We start from the raw sequence: 20,021 nt of genomic DNA on the forward strand, positions 1-20,021 counted from the left end.
ATCTAAAACCTTTCGTATTTTTTTATTTTCAACTCGGGCGAATCATGTTATAGTTTAATTTGGTGTTTGATTCTTTCATTATAACGAATCAGACGACACAATTTCTAATAAATTCTACGGTTTAGTCTTTTGTCTGTAAAGATTTGATGGTAGAATAATTTCAGCATACTTTTAACGTGAAAAAAGGAGGGCTTGATCATGTACGTAGGCACAAAAGGTTGGTACGTATCTGAGCTTAAGAAATTAGGCATTAGCAATTATGAAGGTCGTAAAATAGAGAAATATAACGCATCTACACTTGCGAACGTATTACAAAGCAAACAAAAATAACAATGTTACAGAGGTTAGAGCCTCTGTAATTTTTTTGTCAAAATTTCTTAAACGCACAGGCTCATAAATCATGATACACTTACGAAATGTATAGAGAGAACATAAATAGAGAGATGGAGGCATCATCATGTTTGCTAACGCAGAAATAGGCATCGATTTAGGGACTGCTAACCTATTAATATATAGTAAAAGTAAAGGCGTCGTCTTCAACGAACCATCTGTCGTCGCCGTTGATTCGAAATCCGGAAACGTCCTCGCTGTCGGACACGAAGCGAAAGATATGATCGGTAAAACACCGGCGAATATCACATCCATCCGCCCGCTTCAAGACGGTGTGATTGCTGATTATGAAGTGACAGCTCAAATGTTAAGTGAAATGCTCAAAAAAGTAAGTAAAAAGCTCGGCATGTCCATGCGCAAACCTAACGTCATTGTTTGTGCCCCAACAGGCTCAACATCTGTCGAGCGTCGAGCGATTGAAAACGCGATTAAAGAATATGGCGCAAAAAACGTCCATATTATTGAAGAACCACTCGCTGCCGCAATCGGCGCTGGCCTCCCTGTAGACGAGCCATTATCAAGTGTCGTTGTTGATATTGGTGGAGGTACGAGCGAAGTGGCGATCATTTCATTCGGTGGCGTCGTATCCGCACAATCAATCCGTACAGGTGGCGATGATATCGATTCAGCTATCATTCAATATGTCCGCAAACAATACAATGTATTAATCGGTGAACGGACTGCCGAAACCATAAAAATGGAGATCGGCTACGCGCTAGTCGACCATGAGCCGATCATTATTGAAGTTCGGGGCCGTGACCTTGTAGCAGGACTACCGAAGACGATCACGCTCGATTCGAAAGAAATTCAATCAGCGATCCGCGAACCACTTGAACACATTTTAGAAGCGATTAAAACAACATTAGAGAACTGCCCGCCAGAATTAAGTGGTGACATTGTCGACCAAGGTATTACGGTTACAGGTGGTGGCGCACTACTTAACGGCATGTCTGAATGGCTAACAGGCGAAGTCGATGTTCCCGTTCATATCGCCGAAAATCCATTAGAATGCGTCGCAATCGGGACAGGTAAGTCGCTACAAATGATCGACAAATTACAAAAAGCGAGTAAATAGTGGCATTTACCGTCGTTTTTGCACCAAACTACAGTCTGCTTAAATCAACTAATTAACGTTTTGAACCAAACTAAGTATCGCTTGACTCACATGACATTTTTCTTAAATCAAACTAACATGCCCGCAATCTTCCTTTGAGGATTGCGGGCATGTTTTATCATCAATCTCAAATCACCTGTTTAAAATGCTTTTATGATAAAATAATAAGTAATATAAGAGACAGGGGGTAGGCGATGTTTTTTTATTCTTTTGGAAATGACGGCGTTATATTTCTCGCCGCATTTTTACTGCTTAGTGGCATAGTTGCAGCTAAATTTTCTAGTCGTTTAGGCCTGCCATCACTCGTTCTTTTCATTGCAGTCGGTATGATGATCGGCAGGGACGGTTTAGGACTTATTTATTTCGATAACGTTGAATTAGCTCAGCTCATTGGTATCTTTGCACTTATTATTATCCTTTTCGAAGGTGGTCTTCAAACGAAATGGGAGACCGTTCGATCTGTTGCTTTCCCTTCCATATCGCTTGCAACATTAGGGGTTTTAACAACTGCCTTATTAACGGGCGTTTCCGTTTATCTTGTTCTTGATGTTAGTTGGCTTGAAGCATTTCTATTTGGCGCAATCGTCGGTTCTACAGATGCCGCAGCCGTTTTCGCGACACTTAAAGAACGGAATATTAAAGCGAAAATGGGCGCCACTCTTGAAGCTGAATCGGGTACGAACGATCCGATGGCTATTTTTCTAACCCTCATGTTTATCGAATTGATCGCGAATGAATCCGTCAGTATTTGGCTCATGATCCCTTCTTTTTTCTGGCAAATGGGTCTCGGCTTAGCGCTCGGACTCATGTTAGGCAAAATCGCCTTGTTTGCTATTAACCGGATTAATTTAGAGTCAGGCGGTCTCTATCCTGTCTTAGCAATAGCCTTCGCGCTTATTACGTACAGCACCGCTTCAGCCATTGATGCTAGTGGTTTTCTCGCTGTGTATGTGGCTGCACTCGTTATCGGAAATTCTGAGCTCACCTATCGTTATTCCATTTTCCAATTTAATGAAGGAATCGCTTGGACAGCACAAATTATGATGTTCATCATTCTTGGATTATTGTCATTTCCTGAACAAGTATTCCAACCGTCGAATATTTTTGCCGGATTGGTCATTTCATTTGTCTTAATTTTTCTCGCACGACCGTTTGCCGTGTTCGTTTCCACCGTATGGCTTAAGTATTCATTTAAAGAACGATTATTTTTATCATGGGCAGGTTTACGCGGGGCTGTTCCGATTGTTTTAGCGACCTTCCCGATCGTCGCAGGGATAGAAGGTGCTGAAGAATTTTTCAATATCGTTTTCTTCGTCGTCTTAACATCCGCTCTTGTACAAGGGTCAACGATTTCAAATGTGGCACAAAAGCTAGGGCTTATGGGACCTAAAAAAGACACACCACACCATTCCATCGAGCTCGTGTCAATTGCTAAAGCAAACGCCGAAATGGTCCAATTCCAAACGAACCGTCACAACGCTATCGTTGGCTATAAATTACACGAAATTGATTTTCCACAAAAAGCTTCCATAGCCGCGATCGTTCGAGGCGACGATCTCGTCACACCTTATGGCGATACAGAGATTAAAGCGGGGGATTTCCTCTATATTCTCGTCTCCAAACGAAAGCACGATGAGCTCATGAAATTATTAAACGAAAAGAATAAAACCAAAAACAAAAAATAAGCAAGTGACCGTCACAATTGGTCACTTGCTTATTTTATCTTATAGGGAGATAGTTACGAACTCTATAACTAATATAACACGTTCCATAAGCTGCTGTGGTTACACACCCATTAATTGTTTATGACAAATGTTACAATTTACACAATAATCAAAATGGTTATGATGAATGCCGCTACTATAATAAATAAGCCGATGTAAATTTTAATCAAGTTCGGAATATTACGTGCTAGCGATTCAGATTCATAGTCGTGTGAGCGTTGTATTTCATCTTCCGCCGTCACACCACGTTGTTCACGTGCTACAATTTCGTCGTTCTGTTCTTTCCCAATACGTAATGTCATGACGAGCGCCACTACGAATACGACAGCTAACATAACTAATGATATCGATAACAATGTATTAACTCCCTTCAGCTACTCAAACAAAAAAAGACGGTATCAAACGCTATGCTTTACGTGATCACAGTAAATTGATACGTGTCTTTTCCTAATGCTTTCGCATCGTATAAAGCATTATCAGCTAATTTAATTAACTCTTCATCTGTAACGGTTTCATCATCTGGAAGAACGATCCCTACGCTCGTCGTCAAACTAATGTGCCGATCAGCGATTTCCCACTCTTTTTCGAGTACTTTTTGAATCCGTTGAACCACTTCTAACGCGTCTTTTTCTGTTTGAATCCCTGTTAATAACGCAATAAACTCATCGCCACCCATACGAGCGACTAAATCGTGGTCTCTTAAACTTGATTCAATTCGTCTACCGAACTCTTTAATCACTTCATCGCCGATGTCATGTCCGTACGTATCATTGACAGCTTTAAAATCGTCAATATCAAACATTAAAACGGCGTACTGGCCAACGTCTTCACTTTTATTGACATGATCAAGTAATTTTTGTTTAAACTTGCGACGGTTCGGTAAGCCTGTTAATGGATCGTGAAAGGCAAACGATTTCAATTCATTTTCATAAGCTTTTCGATCTGAAATATTACGTGTTACGACGACCATTTGGTGGAACTCATGATTTTCATCATAAATTGGTTTCGCTTGCAACTCAAACCATAACCAGTCACCATTTTGATGCCGTTGACGAAATTCAATCGCAACCGGTTCACCAGTTCGTTTCGCATGTTCAAAGGCACTTAAAATATCAGCACCGTCTTCTTCGTGTAATTTATGCAACAACGATTCACCAATAAATTGTTCTGGGGCAAAACCTAGAATCGTCTTATATGATGGTGAAGCATACTGAATAATCCCATTGTCATCCACTAACGTAATCAGATCGTGCGAGCTTTCAGCAATCATACGGAACCGTTCTTGGTTTTTCATTAACGTCCGTTCAGCATTTCGTTGGTCGGTGATGTCTTTTAAGATTACATAGACGCCAATCACGTTATCTTCAACAATAATCGGTGTCATCGTAATATCAACATCAACGTTGTAACCATTAAAATGTGTGTTAAGTTCAAAGGCCTGCGCATCACCATCTAATACTTTCGCAAACGCTTCACGACCATATTGTGTCTGCTCATCATCAGTAATCGAACTTGCCGATTTACCTAACAAATCGCCTTTGCGGAAGCCAGTTAACTGTTCAAATGCTCGGTTCACCTCGACCATCATGCCGTCCCGATCTATTGATACAATGGCATCTGTATTATCTGAAAACAATGATTTATAACGTTGTTCACTTAATTGGATATGTTGTTTTGATTGTTCTTTTGCTAGTTCTGCACGTCGATAATCTGTAATATCGCGTACAGATGCTAGAATATGCGTACAAACACCTTGTTCATCTATAAGTGGCATTAATGTTGATTCACTAATGAGTTCACGGTCTTTCATGGAATGGAAATAATCTTCATATACAACTTTGTCTTTCGTCTCGACAACCTTCACGTACTCAGGATATAAAACGTGATAATGATCTTGAGGCATCACATCATGCAATTCTTTTCCGATATCGTCATCCGTTATGCCTGTCCGTTCTTTCGCTAAATCATTAACCATTTCATAATAAAACTTTGTATTCCCTTCAACGCGCATTAAAAAGACCATGCAATCAAAACCACTCTGAACAATTTGTGCTAATAGCTGTTTATCAACCATATAAATCCTCCAGCCTTATGACGAAATTAAACATCTCTCCTCGAACTGATACTCTATTCTATTAGTTAATACTACCTATTGTAAAATAAAAATTATGAATTCGCTACCATTTAATCTAATGCCTATTCAAACCATTCAACAACTTTCGACAGCGATTTACAATTTGTATAAAATAACCCTTTTTCGTCAAAGATAGTAGGTATATAGAATTAGAAAGGACTGACATGATGACACCTTTATCCGAAAATCGCAACCACCCCATTTGGACAAGCTCACGCACGACGAAACATTTCCCTTCCTTAGAACGTGACGAAACAACCGATATCGCGATCGTTGGCGCAGGTATTACAGGGATTACAGCTGCCTACCTATTGCAACAAGCTGGTAAAAACGTCACATTAATCGATGCTCATTCATTTTTAACTGGGACAACTTTGCATACAACCGGAAAGGTAACCGCCCAACACGGCCTCATCTACGACCAACTGTTAAACGATATTGGCTATCAAGCAACGGATCACTATTTAAAATCAAACCAAGAAGCGATCAACCTCATAAAGACGATCATTGATAAAGAGCACATCAACTGCCAATGGGAGCAACAAGACGCCTATTTATTCGCCACATCAGACAAAGGTCGAAGCCAACTTGAACGCGAATACCAAGCATACGATCGGTTAAATATTGATAGCGCATTAACCGATTCCATCCCTTTTCAAGTCGATGTCACCGGCGCACTTGCCATGAAAGACCAGTACCAATTCAACCCAATTACGTATTTAAGCCAGTTACTATTAGCACTTGATAACGGCACGACGAAGCTATACGAGAACACGCCAGCTATCGATATTGATGCCTCAGAAAATAACCCTGTTGTCACCTGCCAAAATGGGTACCATATTAAAGCTCAACACGTTCTCATTTGCACCCATTACCCATTTCACACGGGACCAACACGTTTCGCTACGAAACTTCACGCTGAACGGTCTTATGTCCTAGCCTTTCAAGATCCCAACCCTTACCCAGGTGGCATGTATTTAAGTATCGATCAGCCGACTCGTTCTATTCGAGAGGCCACCATTGATGACCAATCGTACATATTATTCGGTGGCGATGGTCATAAAACAGGACAAGGCGAGTCAACAGAGAAACATTACGACAATTTAAAACGGGATGCCTACACGTATTTTTCACATCAACCGATCACGCATCATTGGTCGACTCAAGATTTAGTGACACTCGATGACCTACCTTACATCGGCCCGATCGAAAAAGACGAACCATCAATATTACTAGCGACAGGTTATCGTAAATGGGGCATGACGAATGGAACAGCAGCCGCTAAACTGCTAGCCGATTATGTTTTGCAGAGAATGAGCCCACATCAACAGATCTTTCTTCCTACTCGACCTGCAACGAGTCAAGGTGTCGCGACTTTTCTTAAAGAAAACACAGACACAGCTAAACACTTAACCAAAGGAAAAGTATCAGCAGAAAGTCGCGAACTCAATCAACTCAAACCAGGTGAAGCGACAACATTCAAGCAAGATGGGCAACGAAAAGGCGCATACCAATCGCATGACGACACGTTATATATTGTCGATACAACATGCACTCATGCCGGCTGTGAAGTTAATTGGAACGGCGCCGAAAAAACGTGGGATTGCCCATGTCACGGGTCTCGATTTTCTTACACTGGTGAAGTCATCGAAGGCCCCGCTCAAGAGAACTTACACCGTGAGAAGTTTACGATGGGACAGGCGTTGAGAAAAAATAAAGGTGATAGCTAAAAAAACGCTTTTCATTTTAAAACGTTTATGTACAATAGCAATTAACTTCATACAAAACGCACGGATTTTTGGATAATCATTAAAAATTATCGATAAAGTTATCACAAACCATTTGAAAGTAAACCGTCCAAATAGTATAGTATTTAATTAGATGAGTGATATTGATTAAAAAGAGGGATGATGCTATGGGGAAAAACTCTAGAAAAATTGACATTTTGAACGCGGCTTCTCGGATCGTTGAAGATAAAGGAATCTTTAACTTAACACTTGAATCGGTTGCTAAAGAAGCAGGTATTAGTAAAGGTGGCCTCCTTTATCATTTCCCCACGAAAGAGGCTTTAGTTCAAGGAATGGTTGACCATTTAGCCCACAATTATCGTACTAAAATTGCCCAAAACGTCGAAGAAGATCCACTAGATAAAGGCAAATGGACACGCGCATTTTTGAATGTCACGTTCAATCAAGGTTACCCAAACAAAGAAATGCATTCAGGATTACTAGCCGCTAAGGCCGTCAAACCAGAATTGCTTGAGCCACTACACAAAGCGTATGAGGAGTGGCAAACGAATATTGAAAATGACGGTCTTGATCCTATCGATGCTACTATTATCCGATTAGCTACGGACGGCATCTGGTTATCAGAGCTATTTGAAACGTATCAAATTGAACCAGACCAAAAGAAAGAGGTCTATAAACGCCTTCACAAATGGATACAAGATATGTACATTTCGACTGAACATAATCCATAGTCTGACTGTAAAGGAATGAGCCACTGCATAATTGCAGTGGTTTTTTTAGTTATTTTATCCCTTCTCAAATCCCTTGCAGTACAACGCTTCACGCAACATTTTATTCGACAATATTCCCGAAAAATCCAAAACAGCTGTTGATTAAAAACCGTCCAGATGGTAAAGTACATAACAGAGTTACAAACCGTCTGGGCGGTAAAGTAAAATAAACGTTTATCCATCAACACGCATAGGAGGAATCATTATGGCTAAAAAAGTGATGTTAACAGCTGCTGTCACTGGGGCAGGCGATACAACAGAGAAAAACCCTCATGTCCCTGTCACCCCAAAAGAAATTGCAGAGTCAGCGATTGAATCAGCGAAAGCCGGGGCTACTGTTGCTCACGTTCACGCTCGCGACCCCAAAACAGGCGGGATTAGTCACGATATCGAGCATTATCGTGAGATTGTTGACCGTATTCGCGAATCCGAAACTGATGTCATTATCAATATAACGTCTGGTGGTGGTGGCGATTTTATCCCGAGTTTAGATACCCCTGCTGCTGGTGGCGACGGAACAGATATTCAAACACCACAAGAACGCCACGAACCTGTTGGCGAGTTACTACCAGAAATGTGCACACTCGATTGTGGCAGTACGAATTTCGGCAACATGATTTACATGAGTCCAACTGATTGGTTACGAGAACAAGCGCAACTTGTCAAAGATAGTGGTGTGAAACCTGAACTTGAATGTTTTGACACAGGACATATTCGTTTTGCTAATCAACTCGTCGATGAAGGATTAATCGATGGCGACCCAATGTATCAATTTTGCCTAGGTATTCCTTGGGGTGCGGCATCAGATGTTGAAACGATGAGTTACATGAAGAGTCGCATTCCAGAGAACGCACATTGGTCCGCGTTCGGAATCGGTCGCATGCAATTACCAATGGTGACACAAACGGCTTTACTTGGTGGTAATGTCCGAGTTGGTTTAGAAGATAATATGTATTTGAAAAAAGGTGTCTTAGCCACTAACGAACAACTTGTCGATCAAGCCGTTCAACAATTACAAACCAATAGCATTGACATTATGACACCACAAGAAGCGCGGGAGTTATACAACTTAAGACAACCTAATGGAGGCAAGTAATATGACGAACGAACAGACATCTAGAACAGTCGCGATTGTCGGTACTGGTGTTATCGGCAACGGCTGGATTACACGTTTTCTCGCAAACGGCTTTGACGTCGTAGCATTCGACCCTGCCGAAGGAGCAGAAGAGCGCGCTCGTCAATCTATCGATAATGCATGGGAATCAGTCGAACAATTAGGCCTTCATGAAAGTGCAAGTCGTGAGCGATTAACGTTTGTATCGACTTTAGAAGAAGCTGTACAAGGTGCAGACTTAATACAAGAAAACGTGCCAGAACGAACGGAGCTAAAACAAAATGTATTAGCCGAGATTGATCATCACGCCGACCCAACTGCGATTATCGGCTCAAGCACGTCAGGGATTAAACCGACTGAGTTGCAACAGAAATTAAATCACCCTGAACGATTTGTCGTTGCACACCCGTTTAACCCTGTTTACTTATTACCACTTGTCGAAATCGTTGGTGGCGAGCACACATCACAAGAATTCGAACAAAAAGCGTACGCATTTTATGAGTCCGCTAGTATGAAACCAATGATCATCGAAAAAGAGATTGAAGGATTTGTCGCAGATCGTCTCATGGAGGCATTGTGGCGCGAAGCCTTACACTTAGTAAACGATGGTATCGCAACGACTGAAGAAGTCGACAAAGCCATTACGTATGGAGCTGGTTTACGTTGGGCTCAAATGGGACCTTTCATGACGTTCCATTTAGCTGGTGGCGAAGAAGGCATGCGCCATATGTTAAAACAATTCGGTCCAGCTCTAAAATTGCCATGGACTAAGTTAGAAGCACCTGAACTCACCGAAGAACTACAAGAACGTGTGATTACTGGTTGCGAAACACACGCAGGCGACCGTTCTGTAGCTGAATTAGAACGAAAACGAAACGAATTTCTCGTTAAACTAATTGATTTAGTCGAAGATTATTGGCCATAAAGTGAGGTGAAACGATGCAACCATTTCAATATACGGATCACGTTCACACGGAATGGGTTGATTACAACGGTCATATGAATGATGCGGAATACGCTCGAATGTTCAGTCATGCTGTCGATGCTTTCATGGCCTACATCGGTTTAGATCAAACCGTCATTGAACAAGAAGCGTATACCATTTTCACGCTTGAAACGCATCTATGTTATTTAAAGGAAGCCCATGAAGGTGAACCTTTGAACCTGACCGTGCAATTAATCGATTATGACGCTAAAAGGTTACACGTATTATTTTCGATGTTAAACAAACACGGAGAACTCATTGCAACGAGTGAGCAAATGCTGATGGGCATTGACCAATCGAGCGGAAAACCTGCTCCGTTTATCGACTCAGTCCAAGCAAATATCGAATCAATTTGGCATGAGCATGAACATTTAGACAAACCGAAACAAATAGGAAGAACCATCGGGATTAAACGCCAATCTTAATCCCCTCTTCCCTTTCGAAAAAGGAGAATGTTTATGAGTAAAATTTCAGTAAGTGACATTACAAAAGTATTCGGTCCTAATCCTAAACAAGGATTGGAACGCTTAAATCAAGGTTATTCAAAAGATGACATATTAGCTGATACTGGTAATACAGTGGGCGTTAACCGCGCTTCCTTCGATGTAGAAGAAGGTGAGATTTTCGTCATTATGGGCTTATCAGGTAGTGGTAAGTCGACATTAATCAGACTCGTTAATCGTCTGATCGAACCAACGTCTGGTCACGTTTATATCGATGATGAAGAAATTACAAACATGAACAAAGATGAGCTTATCGAAGCACGACGCCAAAAATTAGGAATGGTGTTCCAAAACTTTGGCCTCTTCCCACACCGCACTGTAATCGGAAATGTGGCGTATGGTTTGGAAATTCAAGGCGTAGAAAAAGAAGAACAAATTGAAAAAGCTAAACAATCGATCGCTGACGTTGGTCTTAATGGTTACGAAAACAGTTATCCTAGCGAATTAAGCGGTGGCATGCAACAGCGTGTTGGTCTCGCCCGCGCCCTTGCTAATGACACCGATATATTACTAATGGACGAAGCCTTCAGTGCACTTGATCCACTGATACGTAAAGACATGCAAGACGAACTGCTGCGCTTGCAAAAAAGACTCGGCAAAACCGTGTTATTTATTACACATGATTTAGACGAGGCACTTAAACTAGGAGATCGAATTGCCATTATGAAAGACGGCCAAATCGTACAAATCGGTTCTTCTGAAGAAATTTTAGAGAATCCAGCAAACGATTACGTCAGTAACTTCGTTAAAGACGTCGACCGTTCTAAAGTATTAGATGCATCACAGGTCATGAGACGTCCAGAAGTTCTAACAACATATAAAAACGGGCCGCGTACAGCCGTCCGTAAAATGGAAGAGTTCGGTGCATCGAGTATTTTCGTTGTCGACCGCGACGAGCGATTCCAAGGTTTATTAACGATCGATGATGCAATCCGCTCTTACAAAGAAGACATACCTATGGAAGACGTATTAAAGCGAGATGTTCATACTACTACGCCAGATACGGCATTGAATGATTTAATTGGAATTGCCGTTGACACGAAATACCCTATTGTTGTCCTCAGTGAAGATAACAAATTACTAGGCATTATTTCACGTGTCTCGATTCTTTCTGGACTCGTTCTAGGTAAAGAGCATGACGAGGAGGTGACTGAAGCATGAATTATTTCTACTTTCCATTAGAACAATGGACGAATACCTTTGTGAATGAATGGTTCTTACCTACATTCAGTAGTGCCTTTGAATCAATCAGTGTGGTATTAAATAGTTTCGTTGATTTCGTAACTAATACACTGTTATTCATCCCTGCTGAGCTGTTTACGTTAATTCTTGTCCTTATTGCTTGGCGTTTAGGTGGAAAAGGCCTAGCCTTCTTCACCTTGATCGGGATGCTTTATCTCGGTTCTGTCGACATTTGGGAAGAATCGATGAATACACTTTCAATTGTGATTGTTTCCACCTTTGTTTCACTAGTGATTGGAATTCCAGTCGGTATTTTTAGTGCTATGAACAATAAAGTTCAAGCCATTGTAAGACCGACATTGGATTTCATGCAGACATTGCCAAGTTTCGTTTACTTAATTCCCGCGGTCTTACTATTCGGCTTAGGTGGCGTGTCAGCTGTCATCGCGACATTTATTTTCGCAGCACCACCAGCGGTACGTATGACAAACTTAGGAATTCGTCACGTGCCGAAAGAAGTAATTGAAGCATCTAAAGCATTCGGTTCTACATCGAAACAGCTTTTATTTAAAGTTCAATTACCACTTGCTGTCCCAAGTATTATGGCCGGCGTTAACCAAACAATTATGCTATCACTATCGATGGCCGTTATCGCTTCGATGATTGGTGCGCCAGGACTTGGAGCGACTGTATTAACGTCGATTTCACGCGTTAATATCGGTCTTGGTCTAGTCGGTGGTTTAGGAATTGTTGTCTTAGCGATTATTTTAGACCGAATCACTCAAGGTATCGGTCAAAATACTAAATAAAACTTAAAAACTATTAAGGAGAGAATTTTCATGAAAAAACTACTTATGACATTAACAGCTTTTGCTTTAATCGCTCTTGCTGCATGTGGCGGTTCTGACGATAACAACGGAGAAGGAAATAGCGAAGATGGTTCTTCAGAAGAAAAAGGTACAGTAACAATGGGTGTGACACCTTGGACAAGTACAGTCCCTCCTACAAAAATCGCAAAATTAATCATTGAAGACATGGGTTACACAGTTGAAGAAACACAAGCAGATGTGAGTTCTATTTTCATGGGTCTGTCACGCGGTGATATCGATGTATTTATGGATTCTTGGATGCCTGTACACCAAAACTACTTTGATGAATATGAAGATTCGATCGAAAGTACATCTATCAGTTATGAAGATGCATCATCAGGTCTAGTCGTTCCAACGTATGTTGACGGTATTGAAACAACTGCTGATCTTGAAGGTAATGAAGACATGTTTGGTAACGAAATCTATGGTATTGAAGAAGGCGCAAGTGCAACAGAAGAAATTGATAACTTTATTGAAGCGAATAACCTTGACTTCGAACAAGTCAATTCATCTGAAGGCGGTATGATTGCACAAGCCCAGCGTAAAATCAGTAACGAAGAACCCGTTATTTTCTATGGCTGGAGACCACACACGATGTTTAATGAATTTGACTTAAAAGTTGTTGAAGACGAGTCAGGCGAATTTTTCGAATCATCAACAATTCATGTTGTCACAAACAACCAAGTATCTGAAGATAAAGAAGACGTTTATGATTTCCTTTCTAACTGGAGCATTGCCATTGAAGATGTAGAAGAAATGATTGTTAAGATTGAAGATGGCCAAGACGAGGAAGAAGTAGCACAAGAATGGATCGACAATAACCAAGATAAAGTCGATGAAATGTTAGGTAACTAACCCCCCCTTATTATATATTGGTCTGCCTTTTAAATATGAAGGCAGACCTTTTACTATACATAGATTGAGGAGTGATAGTATGTCCGAGCAAGTGATCATTGAACGTGATGTGCCGTGCGAATTACGTGATGGCACAACCTTATACGCCAATGTTTATCGACCAAATCAAACAGGGTACTACCCCATTCTTTTAACGCGGTTACCTTATAACAAAAACTTACCAAACTTTTCACATCGTTATATTGACCCTATTCGTATGGCCTTAGCAGGCTATGTCATCATCATTCAAGATGTACGAGGTCGTTTTTCATCGGAAGGTGAGTTTAAGCCATTTCAACAAGAATTAAATGATGGTTACGACAGCGTTGAATGGGCTGCTTCATTACCCTATAGCAATGGGGATGTTGGCATGTTTGGTTTATCGTATTACGGATTCACGCAAATGTTTGCCGCTATGACGCAACCACCATCTTTAAAAGCAATATTTCCAGCGTTCACTGGACATAACATCAACGAAGAATTTTCTACTCGGCAAGGCGCCGTGGAATTAGGGAAATTACAAACTTGGATATTAGATTCGATTGCGCCAGATTATTTGAAACGCAAACAATCAACGGATGCGTTTAAACAGACGGAACAAGAATTGGTTCATGATCTGGATCATATTTTAAATTGGCATCAGTTCGCACCATACAGCGAATGGCCTCCCATTATGAAACATCCAGAGTTGCAACAGCTATATACAGATTATATGAATCACGATTTGATCGATGAAACGGAAAATAAGATTGATATACGACATGTCCATGTTCCAGGGTTTCATATGGCGGGTTGGTATGATTGCTTTTTGAATGCGACGATTAATAACTACACAGAGACGGTCAAAAATAATTCAGACCAAAAACTCATTATCGGACCATGGGGGCACGGCGTATTCACACCGTACTTTGGAGAGCGTTATTTCGGATTAAAGGCATCTGGAGACAATATTGCAGGCGTTGACGACGTCACCTCTCTACATTTGAAGTGGTTTGACTATTGGTTGAAAGGTAAATCATCGGATGCATTCGATGATAACGCCCCTATTCACTTGTTTACGATGGGACGAAATGAATGGCGGAAAGAATATGAATGGCCGTTAGCTAGAACGCAGTATCAGCCATTATATTTAAACGCTGATCAAACATTAGCGTTTGAACAACCGAAAGAATCTGAAGGGTATTCGGCATACACATATGACCCGAATCATCCCGTCCCAACAAAAGGCGGCCCATCATTATTGATTCACGGCATTAATACGGGACCACTCGACCAAAGAGAAATCGAACAACGAGATGACGTGTTAATCTATACGACTCAACCACTTGATAAACCTATCGAAATAACCGGTCCTATTAAAGCTTATATATATGCGTCAACAGATGCTGACGACACAGATTTTACAGTTAAGTTAACTGACGTTTTACCCGATGGTACGTCCATCAATATTACAGAGGGCATTGTCCGCGCAAAACATCAATATCCCGATTTAAAGCCGGGCGATGTGACTCTTTTTGAGATTGACCTGTGGGCAACAAGCATTGAAATGTTAGAAGGTCACCAAATACGCATACAAATATCCTCAAGCAACTTCCCAATGTATGATGTGAATCCAAATACTGGGGAAAGCTTAAAAAATACAACAGAAACAATTAAAGCTCAACAAACTATTTTCCATAGTGAAACTTCCCCATCTTACGTATTGTTACCTATTATTGAGTAATAAAACCGAACTGATTCATCATGTTGCGTGGTGAAGCAGTTCGGGCATTACTTTAATCTATTATTTATCGTTATTGTTTTTTAACATAAACACGTCTTTTTCAATTTCATTCACTTTGTTTTGCAAAAAACTCATGTCATCGATTCTAAATTTATTAGTCTGCTCGAATTGAGCACCTACACCATCTAGCTTCGCATCGACTTCATCAAAACGTCTATTCATATCGTCATTCATATTCGTTATCGCCATTCTATTAAACTCAATACTCTCTTGCATATCCTGAATCGCCACTGTGTTTGAACGGATATCCGTCTTCACGGACTCTATATCACTCTTAATAGAACCTACTTCTGTTTTCAGCGAACCTACATCACTTTTGACAGAACTCATTTCTTCTTTCAGTGATCCTATGTCACTTTTAACAGAACCCATTTCTTCTTTTAGTGATCCTATGTCATTTTTTACAGAACCCATTTCCTCTTTTAGTGATCCTATGTCACTTTTAACAGAACCCATTTCCTCTTTTAGTGACCCTATGTCACTTTTAACAGAACCCATTTCCTCTTTTAGTGATCCTATGTCACTTTTAACAGAACCCATTTCCTCTTTTAGTGACCCTATGTCATTTTTTACAGAACCCATCTCTGTTTTCATATCCGACATATCGTCACTAATTTTAGAAAGTAATTCATAAACATGACCATCCATTTAAATCACCTCGTAAATTTAATTACCTTTAAGGTCAAAGAGTACTACGAAAATAATACAGTCATCATATTACGTGGCATTATCAACATATAACAAGTTCTCTCACCACCTTGTTCAACGGTGTATTAGAAGTAAATATATATTACAACGAGAACGCACGTTCGTCAATTGATTTGCACATTGAGAATGTAGTGTTATTTTCCTATAAACATTTGCGTCCAGTACGTCTGATGACTGTCTTTTACATAACCGATACCGATCTCTGTGAAACCATCGTGCAAAATATTTTTTCGATGGCCTTCACTATTCATCCACCCTTCCATCACTTCTTCTGCTGTTCGTTGACCTTTGGCTAAATTTTCGCCTGCTTGCCGGTACGTTAAGCCAAACTGGTCCATCATCTCAAAAGGCGTGCCGTAAGTTGGTGATTCATGAGCGAAATAGTCGTTTATCGCCATATCACGCGACTTTTCTCGCGCTACAACACTCACTTCTTCGGAAAAAGTTAAAGGGTCCAAGCCATGTTCTTCACGTCGTTGATTAACAAGTTGATGCACTTCAGTCTCTAAATCTTGAGCCTCAAAATCACTCGTGTCTATCTCTGTCGTCCGTCCTTCGTCTTCTAATTCACTCGGATTGTACGTTGGTGATGCTTCGCGGTCATCTAGATTTAGTAAAGACTGAGCCATGTAATCCACCGCATCAATAACATGCACGGCCATCGCTTCAAAATCGATTGACGACACACGTTCTGTCACATCATCAACGACATCATTAAACGAAAATTCTCCTTTCTCATCCGTTACGAGTTGTTGGACTGGTACAAAATACAATATACCAAATATAATCGCTCCAACTAAGAGTAATCTGACCATCATTCTGGCTCCCTTATGATTTCATTATTAGTTTCATTATACGCTAAAATCACTTTTATTTAACATAGGCAATCGTAGCCAGGTTTTTTGATGTTGGTTTATCGGCGATTTCTCTACTAGTATCAGCGAATTTCGTTGCGTTATCGGCGAATTCCGCTCAATTATCGGCGAAATGCTGAATCGATCAAAAAAATCACAAACTGACCTTTCAGTTTGTGATCAATATGGAGCATATCGGGCTCGAACCGATGACCTTCGCGCTGCCAGCACGACGCTCTCCCTACTGAGCTAATGCCCCTTCTATTTAAATACCAGCCATATTATAGCATATAGATTAACCTATCTAAAAGACGTGCGCCCACTTTATTTTTTAAATAATTCCCTCTACTTATCTCAAAAATCGCTCATGTTTTGAAATAACTTAAACGACTTATTTCAAAACTAGCAGCACTTATTTAATAAATTGAAATGATGTCTATAGTCCGTGTTATGATAAAGGTATCGAAGTAAAGGAGTGACCATTGATGTTTAAAACATTTCACGTTAAAACAGACCATCATGATCAAATGATCGATGTAACGGATCAAGTCCAAAGTTGGATCAAGGAACTCGGGGTGCGTGATGGCATCGTCGTTGTTAGTTCGATGCATACCACAGCTGGATTGACCGTGAATGAAAACGCCGACCCTGATGTCAAAACGGATATGCTCAGACGTTTTCGCAACGTTTACCCGTGGGATGATCCGCAAGACCGTCATATGGAAGGCAGCACAGCATCACATATGAAAACGAGTACGGTTGGTCATGCACAGACGTTAATTATTGAGCAAGGTCAACTCGTCTTAGGGACTTGGCAAGGCTTATATTTTTGTGAATTCGACGGACCGAGAAGCCGGAAATTCGTTGCAAAAGTCATACAGTAATACAACAAGCGTAGCTGATTGACTACGCTTGCTCCACTTCTTTTTTCGCTTCTGCTTCAACACGGTTCATGAATTTCGTCAACACTTTATCATTACTTTTACGAGACATCATTTTCATCATCAATTTGCCGAACCAATTCGTCCCTTCATTTTTACCTTTATAAATGAATAACGTTTCCGAATCATTTTGCTTTTTTAACGTATATTCGGTTTCGATCTGAAACGCGCGACCAATCGCAAACTTCATCTTCCAATGCTTCTCATTTGGTTGATCATCATGCTCGAGCGTTTCAACAATATACGTCTCGACACGTTTGCCTTGTTGGTACGATTGTTCGTATTTAGCACCAGGTTCACCGTGATTCCCTTCAACCAATTCGTGTTTCACGACATTCGGCATAATTCGATGCAGTTGATCTGGTTGAAATAGCGTCCATACATGGTCGATATGTACAGGTATAACTTGTTCTTCATGCCATGTTAGCATAAACATCCGCCTTTCTCGTTTTGATAAATTTATTGTTACATAATTGTTATGACATCACAACGTTTATCAATTGACTAGCAAGGGAACATACAAGCTTAACGAGGTGATTATATGACACAGTCTATTTATATTATTCGTCACGCGCAAGCGATGGGCCAGGAACCAGAGGCACCACTTACGACGGTTGGAAAACAACAAGCCGAAAATCTCGCCGCATTTCTTAACGAATACCCGATTGACCGGCTCATCGCAAGCCCATTTATCCGAGCGGTAGGAACGGTTGAACCGTACGCCAAACAGTATGGTAAGCAGATTGAGGTTGAAAGGCGTATCGGCGAAGGTTTGATCAAATCCGAACAATATCCTGCATGGCTCACCCATTTGGGCGATTTGTTTCCGAACATTTCGTTAAATGCGATCGAATCTTCATCACCGACTGACAAACGCGATCGTGCGATAAACGCCATAAACGATATCATCGAACATCCGAGCCAACATACGGCCATTGTCTCACACGGCGGCATCATCCCAATATTGTTTCATCACTTCGGTTACGGCGCCGCATTCACACGACTAACGAATCCAGACGTCCACTTATTAACAATTGATGAACAAAACAATTCGACAATCGAACGGATTTGGCAACCACAATGACCTCTACCCACCTCAGGTAGAGGTCATTTTCACGTAAAAGACGAACATTTTTGAACAAATGTATAAAAAAGTTCATTTTTAACTCTTGCGCTTTTCATCAAAATTCGTTACAGTTTTATGTGGAACGAACAAATTTATTAAATCATTCGAAAACATTCGTTTTTTAGGAGAGATTAGTATGACTTTACAATTTGATTATGAAGATGTGCAACTCATTCCGAATAAATGTGTCGTCGAAAGCCGTAAAGAATGTGACCCGTCGATTCAGTTTGGCCCACATTGGTTTCGCCTTCCAGTGGTCCCAGCCAATATGCAGACGATTATTGACGAAGAGCTTGCTGTCACACTAGCAGAAAACAACTATTTTTACGTGATGCACCGCTTCAATCCTGAACGTCGCTTTGAGTTCGTCCAAACAATGCACGAGCGCGACTTAATCTCATCGATTAGCGTCGGGGTTAAACAAGATGACATCACGTTAATCCATGACTTAAAAGAAGCATCACTAACACCCGATTATATCACGATCGACATCGCGCACGGCCATTCAGACGCTGTGATTGATATGATCCGAACAATCAAACAAGCGCTTCCGACATCCTTTGTCATCGCTGGTAACGTCGGAACCCCTCAAGGTGTGACTGAACTAGAACAAGCAGGCGCAGATGCGACCAAAGTTGGGATCGGACCGGGCAAAGCATGTATTACGAAACTCAAAACCGGCTTCGGTACTGGCGGCTGGCAACTAAGTGCGATCGAATGGTGCGCACAAGTCGCAACAAAACCCATCGTCGCAGATGGCGGCATACGCACACATGGCGATATCGCGAAATCGATTCGGTTCGGCGCCTCTATGGTCATGGTCGGTTCCCTGTTCGCAGGCCATGACGAATCGCCAGGCGAACTCATCACCGTTGACGGAGAACCTTACAAAACATACTTCGGCTCGGCTTCTGAATTTCAAAAAGGCGAACGAAAAAATGTCGAAGGCAAAAAGCTTCACGTTCCTTACAAAGGGGCATTACAAGACACGCTCACAAGCATGACTGAAGATCTGCAATCAGCGATTTCTTATGCAGGTGGCACTGACCTTGAATCATTAAAAACAGTAGATTACTGCCTTGTTAAAAATACGATTCGAAACGGTGACTAATGCTTTGACAACATCGAAGTCGTATCGGTTATACTAATAAGACATAGTGTTAACCGAGAAGGAGTGACTTC

General features: G+C 41.0%; 20 protein-coding genes and 1 tRNA gene. 15 read left to right on the forward strand and 6 right to left on the reverse strand.

The features are described 5' to 3' along the window. The first annotated feature begins 198 nt into the window (after positions 1-198). The 3 genes from ABID56_RS06075 to ABID56_RS06085 all read left to right on the forward strand — a co-directional run bounded on the left by ABID56_RS06075 (position 199) and on the right by ABID56_RS06085 (position 3,189). Positions 199-330, forward strand: coding sequence for a DUF2639 domain-containing protein (locus ABID56_RS06075; RefSeq protein WP_354219733.1), 132 nt, complete (start codon positions 199-201; stop codon positions 328-330). A gap of 127 nt (positions 331-457) precedes the next feature. Then, a complete protein-coding gene (gene mreBH, locus ABID56_RS06080) occupies positions 458-1,465 on the forward strand; it encodes a rod-share determining protein MreBH (RefSeq protein ID WP_354219734.1) in 1,008 nt (335 codons plus the stop codon). Between the two features lie 233 nt (positions 1,466-1,698). Next, on the forward strand, positions 1,699-3,189 hold the full coding sequence (locus tag ABID56_RS06085; RefSeq protein ID WP_354219735.1) for a potassium/proton antiporter: 1,491 nt from the start codon (positions 1,699-1,701) through the stop codon (positions 3,187-3,189). Positions 3,190-3,326: 137 nt separating this feature from the next. Here the strand turns inward: ABID56_RS06085 and ABID56_RS06090 are convergent, their stop codons facing one another. Beyond that, the gene (locus tag ABID56_RS06090; RefSeq protein ID WP_354219736.1) at positions 3,327-3,584 is read right to left on the reverse strand and encodes a hypothetical protein; all 258 of its coding nucleotides are present in this window, start codon (positions 3,582-3,584) and stop codon (positions 3,327-3,329) included. Between the two features lie 56 nt (positions 3,585-3,640). Continuing rightward, complete coding sequence (locus ABID56_RS06095; protein ID WP_354219737.1) at positions 3,641-5,302, reverse strand: sensor domain-containing protein; 1,662 nt, start codon at positions 5,300-5,302, stop codon at positions 3,641-3,643. 227 nt (positions 5,303-5,529) lie between these two features. On the opposite strand from ABID56_RS06095, the gene ABID56_RS06100 reads away from it, so the two are divergent. From ABID56_RS06100 to ABID56_RS06140, 9 genes are all read left to right on the forward strand, one after another. Continuing rightward, complete coding sequence (locus ABID56_RS06100) at positions 5,530-7,092, forward strand: FAD-dependent oxidoreductase (RefSeq protein WP_354219738.1); 1,563 nt, start codon at positions 5,530-5,532, stop codon at positions 7,090-7,092. A 185-nt stretch (positions 7,093-7,277) separates the two neighbouring features. Further along, positions 7,278-7,841: a TetR/AcrR family transcriptional regulator gene (locus ABID56_RS06105; protein WP_354219739.1), complete on the forward strand. Its 564-nt coding sequence runs from the start codon at positions 7,278-7,280 to the stop codon at positions 7,839-7,841. A 244-nt stretch (positions 7,842-8,085) separates the two neighbouring features. Then, positions 8,086-8,976 (forward strand): beta-keto acid cleavage family enzyme, encoded by an 891-nt coding sequence (locus ABID56_RS06110; RefSeq protein WP_354219740.1) that lies wholly within the window; start codon positions 8,086-8,088, stop codon positions 8,974-8,976. 1 nt (position 8,977) lies between these two features. Next, complete coding sequence (locus tag ABID56_RS06115) at positions 8,978-9,919, forward strand: L-carnitine dehydrogenase (RefSeq protein ID WP_354219741.1); 942 nt, start codon at positions 8,978-8,980, stop codon at positions 9,917-9,919. Between the two features lie 14 nt (positions 9,920-9,933). After that, complete coding sequence (locus tag ABID56_RS06120; protein WP_354219742.1) at positions 9,934-10,404, forward strand: thioesterase family protein; 471 nt, start codon at positions 9,934-9,936, stop codon at positions 10,402-10,404. Between the two features lie 33 nt (positions 10,405-10,437). After that, positions 10,438-11,643, forward strand: coding sequence for a quaternary amine ABC transporter ATP-binding protein (locus ABID56_RS06125; RefSeq protein WP_354219743.1), 1,206 nt, complete (start codon positions 10,438-10,440; stop codon positions 11,641-11,643). Then, a complete protein-coding gene (locus ABID56_RS06130) occupies positions 11,640-12,473 on the forward strand; it encodes an ABC transporter permease (protein ID WP_354219744.1) in 834 nt (277 codons plus the stop codon). The genes ABID56_RS06125 and ABID56_RS06130 overlap by 4 nt, the downstream gene beginning before the upstream one ends. A 30-nt stretch (positions 12,474-12,503) precedes the next feature. Further along, a complete protein-coding gene (locus ABID56_RS06135; RefSeq protein WP_354219745.1) occupies positions 12,504-13,388 on the forward strand; it encodes a glycine betaine ABC transporter substrate-binding protein in 885 nt (294 codons plus the stop codon). A gap of 79 nt (positions 13,389-13,467) precedes the next feature. Next, positions 13,468-15,150 carry a CocE/NonD family hydrolase gene (locus ABID56_RS06140; RefSeq protein WP_354219746.1) on the forward strand — a complete coding sequence of 561 codons (1,683 nt, stop codon included), beginning with the start codon at positions 13,468-13,470 and terminating at the stop codon, positions 15,148-15,150. Between the two features lie 60 nt (positions 15,151-15,210). On the opposite strand, the gene ABID56_RS06145 is transcribed toward ABID56_RS06140, so the two are convergent. The 3 genes from ABID56_RS06145 to ABID56_RS06155 all read right to left on the reverse strand — a co-directional run bounded on the left by ABID56_RS06145 (position 15,211) and on the right by ABID56_RS06155 (position 17,031). Beyond that, positions 15,211-15,858, reverse strand: a complete 648-nt coding sequence (locus ABID56_RS06145) for a hypothetical protein (protein ID WP_354219747.1) — start codon at positions 15,856-15,858, stop codon at positions 15,211-15,213. A gap of 194 nt (positions 15,859-16,052) precedes the next feature. Beyond that, positions 16,053-16,733, reverse strand: a complete 681-nt coding sequence (locus ABID56_RS06150; RefSeq protein WP_354219748.1) for a CAP domain-containing protein — start codon at positions 16,731-16,733, stop codon at positions 16,053-16,055. Positions 16,734-16,958: 225 nt separating this feature from the next. After that, positions 16,959-17,031, reverse strand: a tRNA-Ala gene (locus ABID56_RS06155). Between the two features lie 226 nt (positions 17,032-17,257). Between ABID56_RS06155 and ABID56_RS06160 the strand changes: the two genes are divergently transcribed. Next, positions 17,258-17,656 (forward strand): secondary thiamine-phosphate synthase enzyme YjbQ, encoded by a 399-nt coding sequence (locus ABID56_RS06160; protein WP_354219749.1) that lies wholly within the window; start codon positions 17,258-17,260, stop codon positions 17,654-17,656. A gap of 22 nt (positions 17,657-17,678) precedes the next feature. On the opposite strand, the gene ABID56_RS06165 is transcribed toward ABID56_RS06160, so the two are convergent. After that, complete coding sequence (locus tag ABID56_RS06165) at positions 17,679-18,143, reverse strand: SRPBCC family protein (protein ID WP_354219750.1); 465 nt, start codon at positions 18,141-18,143, stop codon at positions 17,679-17,681. A 111-nt stretch (positions 18,144-18,254) separates the two neighbouring features. On the opposite strand from ABID56_RS06165, the gene ABID56_RS06170 reads away from it, so the two are divergent. Continuing rightward, positions 18,255-18,797: a histidine phosphatase family protein gene (locus ABID56_RS06170; RefSeq protein ID WP_354219751.1), complete on the forward strand. Its 543-nt coding sequence runs from the start codon at positions 18,255-18,257 to the stop codon at positions 18,795-18,797. Between the two features lie 178 nt (positions 18,798-18,975). Beyond that, complete coding sequence (locus tag ABID56_RS06175; RefSeq protein WP_354219752.1) at positions 18,976-19,950, forward strand: GMP reductase; 975 nt, start codon at positions 18,976-18,978, stop codon at positions 19,948-19,950. Positions 19,951-20,021: the final 71 nt, after the last annotated feature.

The sequence above is a fragment of the Alkalibacillus flavidus genome, from assembly GCF_040545925.1.
In the GTDB taxonomy this organism is placed as follows: Bacteria; Bacillota; Bacilli; order Bacillales; family Alkalibacillaceae; genus Alkalibacillus; species Alkalibacillus flavidus.

Excerpts from the sequence above, each read along its gene's own strand:
- ABID56_RS06115 (WP_354219741.1), top strand. The coding sequence starts at position 8,978 with ATGACGAACGAACAGACATCTAGAACAGTCGCGATTGTCGGTACTGGT.
- ABID56_RS06110 (WP_354219740.1), top strand. The coding sequence starts at position 8,086 with ATGGCTAAAAAAGTGATGTTAACAGCTGCTGTCACTGGGGCAGGCGAT.
- ABID56_RS06075 (WP_354219733.1), top strand. The coding sequence starts at position 199 with ATGTACGTAGGCACAAAAGGTTGGTACGTATCTGAGCTTAAGAAATTA.
- ABID56_RS06160 (WP_354219749.1), top strand. The coding sequence starts at position 17,258 with ATGTTTAAAACATTTCACGTTAAAACAGACCATCATGATCAAATGATC.
- ABID56_RS06150 (WP_354219748.1), bottom strand. The coding sequence starts at position 16,733 with ATGGTCAGATTACTCTTAGTTGGAGCGATTATATTTGGTATATTGTAT.
- ABID56_RS06095 (WP_354219737.1), bottom strand. The coding sequence starts at position 5,302 with ATGGTTGATAAACAGCTATTAGCACAAATTGTTCAGAGTGGTTTTGAT.
- ABID56_RS06085 (WP_354219735.1), top strand. The coding sequence starts at position 1,699 with ATGTTTTTTTATTCTTTTGGAAATGACGGCGTTATATTTCTCGCCGCA.
- ABID56_RS06130 (WP_354219744.1), top strand. The coding sequence starts at position 11,640 with ATGAATTATTTCTACTTTCCATTAGAACAATGGACGAATACCTTTGTG.
- ABID56_RS06165 (WP_354219750.1), bottom strand. The coding sequence starts at position 18,143 with ATGCTAACATGGCATGAAGAACAAGTTATACCTGTACATATCGACCAT.
- ABID56_RS06120 (WP_354219742.1), top strand. The coding sequence starts at position 9,934 with ATGCAACCATTTCAATATACGGATCACGTTCACACGGAATGGGTTGAT.
- ABID56_RS06140 (WP_354219746.1), top strand. The coding sequence starts at position 13,468 with ATGTCCGAGCAAGTGATCATTGAACGTGATGTGCCGTGCGAATTACGT.
- ABID56_RS06170 (WP_354219751.1), top strand. The coding sequence starts at position 18,255 with ATGACACAGTCTATTTATATTATTCGTCACGCGCAAGCGATGGGCCAG.
- ABID56_RS06175 (WP_354219752.1), top strand. The coding sequence starts at position 18,976 with ATGACTTTACAATTTGATTATGAAGATGTGCAACTCATTCCGAATAAA.
- ABID56_RS06100 (WP_354219738.1), top strand. The coding sequence starts at position 5,530 with ATGACACCTTTATCCGAAAATCGCAACCACCCCATTTGGACAAGCTCA.
- ABID56_RS06145 (WP_354219747.1), bottom strand. The coding sequence starts at position 15,858 with ATGGATGGTCATGTTTATGAATTACTTTCTAAAATTAGTGACGATATG.
- ABID56_RS06125 (WP_354219743.1), top strand. The coding sequence starts at position 10,438 with ATGAGTAAAATTTCAGTAAGTGACATTACAAAAGTATTCGGTCCTAAT.
- mreBH (WP_354219734.1), top strand. The coding sequence starts at position 458 with ATGTTTGCTAACGCAGAAATAGGCATCGATTTAGGGACTGCTAACCTA.
- ABID56_RS06105 (WP_354219739.1), top strand. The coding sequence starts at position 7,278 with ATGGGGAAAAACTCTAGAAAAATTGACATTTTGAACGCGGCTTCTCGG.
- ABID56_RS06135 (WP_354219745.1), top strand. The coding sequence starts at position 12,504 with ATGAAAAAACTACTTATGACATTAACAGCTTTTGCTTTAATCGCTCTT.